The organism is Halorubrum sp. CBA1125, from assembly GCF_009742825.1.
In the GTDB taxonomy this organism is placed as follows: domain Archaea; phylum Halobacteriota; class Halobacteria; order Halobacteriales; family Haloferacaceae; genus Halorubrum.
Map to the genome: position 1 here is coordinate 1 of NZ_WPCE01000264.1, position 3112 is coordinate 3112.

Sequence of the window (3112 nt, forward strand, 5' to 3'; positions counted from 1 at the left end):
TGGTCGCGGTCGACGCCGACGGCGGCGTGGTCGCGGTCGACGCCGACGGCGAGACGGTTCTCGACGCGACGGTCGACGGGAGCGCCGCGCTCCGCCCGGTGGTCGTCGAGGCCGACGGCGACTCCGACGGCGACGGCCCGACCGCGGCGCCGGCGTCGCGGTCGCCACGGAGAACGAGACCGGAACCCGGACGGTCCGGTTCCTCGATGCCGCAGGCGAGCAGCGGTGGACCGCGACCCCAGAGACCACGCCGCTCAACTGGCGGGGGGCGACCACCCGGCGCGGCCCGGTCCTCGCGCTCGGCACCGCGGACGGCCGGCTGATCGCGCTGGAGGCGGCGGACGGATCGGTCCGGTACGACGTCGGCCTCCAGGACGTCCCCGTCGCCGTCGGCGCGGTCGACGCCGGACGGGTCTACGTCGGCGGGACCGGCGACCTCTGGTCGGTCAACCTGCTCGACGGCGAGATCCTCTGGAAACAGCAGTACGGCGCTGGCGTCCGGATCAACGCGCCCGGCGTCGCCGACGTCACCGGCGACGGGAACCCGAACCCGGTCGCGGTGAACCGCGGCGGCGGCGTCCTCGGAACTGACAGCGGCGGCACGCCCGTGCTCCGCGGCGGCCTGGAGAACGCGGTCGTTTACGGCGGGCCGCTGCTCGTGGACGTCACCAGCGACGGGACCGCGGAGGTGCTCCTCGTCAGGGAGGACGGGACGGTCGTGGCGCTGGACACCTGAACTGGCGTCCGCCGCGTGCGACGCTCGTGCGCGTGTTCGAACTCGATTTATAAGCTCGTCGATCAGTTGAACCGCCCGAAGTGACCGGTCCGTGCCGATCGATTCACCGGAAACGAGGTGTGTCCGGAGCCGTGACTGGTCGGCGCGTCCCGGGAAAAATGTCGTACGGGTGAGACGTTACTCGTCCTCGTAGACCCACGCGGCGGCGTCGAGCTCGTAGTCGACGATCTCGTCCTCGTCGAAGAAGAGGTCGATCTCGCGCTCGTTCGCGCCCTCGTCCTCGTGGTCCGAGGCGTGGATCACGTTGTGTCCGAGGTCGAGCCCGTAGTCGCCGCGGATCGTGCCCGGGGCGGACTCGGCGGGGTCGGTCTCGCCGACCATCGCGCGGACCTGACGGGTCGCGTCCGCGCCCTCCAGCACCATCGCGAAGACGGGACCAGAGGTGATGAACTCGACGAGTCCCTCGAAGAACGGCTTGTCCGCGTGCTCGCCGTAGTGGTCGTGTGCGAGCTCCTCGTCGATCCGCATGAACTTCCCGGCGACGAGCTTCAGCCCGCGGTCTTCGAACCGCGAGACGATCTCGCCTATCAGCCCGCGCTGGACGCCGTCGGGCTTGACCATCACGAAGGTGCGCTCGTCGTGGTCGCTCATTCCTCGTCGCCTCCGGCCGCGTGGCCCTCCTCGGTCCACTCGAGGTCGCGCGCCTCGCGTCCGAGGAAGTAGTTCTTCTCCGCCTTCGAGTCGACGAAGTGGAGGATAGTGCCGTCGGTCTTCACGTACATCGTGCCCGTGCCGGGCTCGATCTCTTCGCCGGTGTAGTCGCAGGTTCGCGTCTCGACCATTGGTTATCGTCCTCCGATGGAGTCGGCGTCGCGCTGGGTCTCCCGGAGCTGGAGCACGTCGCCCAAGCGGACGGGGCCCAGGACGTTCCGGGTGATGATCCGGCCCTGGTTCGATCCCTCCTGGATGCGGCACTTGACCTGCATGGCCTCGCCGTGCATCCCGGTCTTGCCGACGACCTCGATCACCTCGGCGGTGGTCGAGTCGCCGGTGCCCTCTTCTACGCTCATGGGTGGTTATCGAAGCTCCGCGACCTTCTCGCCGATGTCCTCGACGTCGTCGTCGGCGTCGCCGGCGTCGACGACGGCGGCGGCGGCCGAGCCGACCTCGAGGCCGGCGGCCTGGCCGACCTCGTCTTGGGTGTCGACGAAGACGACCGGGATCCCCTTCTCGTCGGCGAGTTCGGGGAGGTGCATCACGATCTCCTCGGGGGAGACGTCCTCCGCGACGATCACGAGGTCGGCGTTGCCGCGCTCGACGGCCTTCGTGGTCTCGTTGGTTCCTTTCTTCACGGTACCGGTGTCTCGGGCGACCTCGAGCGTCTCGAGCGATCGCTCGGCGAGGTCGGCTGGGGTGTCGTAGTCTACGTAAACGGGCATGTGTTGTTCACCTGTCCCCCGTGCGGGCTCGCGTGTCCGTCCCGTGGTCGGTCCCTAACGGAACGGCACATCATCAACCCCACAGAGGCTGTGACCCGACGTAGTCCGGACATCCATAAAAGCGCTTTCAATGTCTCGCGCGTGTGCGAGCGGGGATCACGGGGTCCGACGCCGACTCCGGGATTTTTAAGCGTCGCTCGCCCCTCTCCTCCGACAGCGAATGGCCAGGCTCGTCCACTACTCCGACATCGAGAACGTCTTCGACGCCCCCGGGCGGGCGGCCCGCCTCGCCGGTCGGATCCGCGCCCTCGACGCCTCCGACGCCGCCGTCGTCGCCACCGGCGACACGACCGCGCCGGGCGTCCTCTCGCTGGTGGCACGGGGCCGCCAGATCGTCGACTTCTACGCCGCGACCGACACCGTCTTCGACACCTTCGGCAACCACGAGTTCGACTACGGACCCGACGCCCTCCGCGACCTCGTCGCCGACGCACCCGCCACCTTCGTCTCGGCGAACGTCCGCGACGAGGAGGGTGAGCCGTTCGGCCGAGAAGCGGGGGTCGTCCCGTGGGCGACCCGCAAGGTCGACGGGGCGACGGTGGGATTCGTCGGCGTCACCGACCCCGCGACGGACTCGCTGAACCCCATGGCCGCCGACCTCGCGTTCGACGACCCGGTCGCGGCGGCCCGCGACGCGCTCGCCGAGATGCGATCGGCGATCGCCGCCGAGGGCGACGCGCTCGACCACGCCGTCGTCCTCTCGCACCTCGGCGCGGGCGACGACGACCTCGCCCGCGCGCTCGACGTCGACGCGGTCCTCGGCGGCCACGTCCACAGCCCCCGGGTCGACCGCGTGGCCGGGACCCTCCTCGTCCGCCCCGGCGTCAACGGCGAGGCGGTCGCCGAAGTCGACTTCGGCGACCGCCTCGCCGTTGAC

General features: G+C 70.2%; 6 protein-coding genes. 2 read left to right on the forward strand and 4 right to left on the reverse strand.

Features of this window, described 5'->3' with window-relative positions; all coding sequences use genetic code 11:
• On the forward strand, positions 1-736 hold a 736-nt coding region (locus tag GJ633_RS15350), incomplete at its 5' end, for a PQQ-binding-like beta-propeller repeat protein (RefSeq protein ID WP_156589490.1).
• 177 nt (positions 737-913) lie between these two features.
• On the opposite strand, the gene ndk is transcribed toward GJ633_RS15350, so the two are convergent.
• From ndk to rpl7ae, 4 genes are read right to left on the reverse strand one after another with little or no spacing between them, the layout of a single operon-like run.
• The gene (ndk, locus tag GJ633_RS15355; protein ID WP_156589491.1) at positions 914-1387 is read right to left on the reverse strand and encodes a nucleoside-diphosphate kinase; all 474 of its coding nucleotides are present in this window, start codon (positions 1385-1387) and stop codon (positions 914-916) included.
• Positions 1384-1578, reverse strand: a complete 195-nt coding sequence (locus GJ633_RS15360) for a 50S ribosomal protein L24e (protein ID WP_156589492.1) — start codon at positions 1576-1578, stop codon at positions 1384-1386. Before GJ633_RS15360 ends, ndk begins: the two co-directional genes overlap by 4 nt.
• Positions 1579-1581: 3 nt before the next feature.
• The gene (locus GJ633_RS15365; RefSeq protein WP_156589493.1) at positions 1582-1806 is read right to left on the reverse strand and encodes a 30S ribosomal protein S28e; all 225 of its coding nucleotides are present in this window, start codon (positions 1804-1806) and stop codon (positions 1582-1584) included.
• Positions 1807-1812: 6 nt separating this feature from the next.
• Positions 1813-2175 carry a 50S ribosomal protein L7Ae gene (rpl7ae, locus tag GJ633_RS15370; RefSeq protein WP_156589494.1) on the reverse strand — a complete coding sequence of 121 codons (363 nt, stop codon included), beginning with the start codon at positions 2173-2175 and terminating at the stop codon, positions 1813-1815.
• A 220-nt stretch (positions 2176-2395) separates the two neighbouring features.
• Here rpl7ae and GJ633_RS15375 point away from each other — a divergent pair.
• A partial coding sequence (locus GJ633_RS15375) for a metallophosphatase (protein ID WP_197431373.1) occupies positions 2396-3112 on the forward strand: 717 nt, incomplete at its 3' end.

Coding starts and splice junctions, on each gene's coding strand:
- rpl7ae (WP_156589494.1), bottom strand. CDS start 2,175: ATGCCCGTTTACGTAGACTACGACACCCCAGCCGACCTCGCCGAGCGA.
- GJ633_RS15365 (WP_156589493.1), bottom strand. CDS start 1,806: ATGAGCGTAGAAGAGGGCACCGGCGACTCGACCACCGCCGAGGTGATC.
- GJ633_RS15360 (WP_156589492.1), bottom strand. CDS start 1,578: ATGGTCGAGACGCGAACCTGCGACTACACCGGCGAAGAGATCGAGCCC.
- ndk (WP_156589491.1), bottom strand. CDS start 1,387: ATGAGCGACCACGACGAGCGCACCTTCGTGATGGTCAAGCCCGACGGC.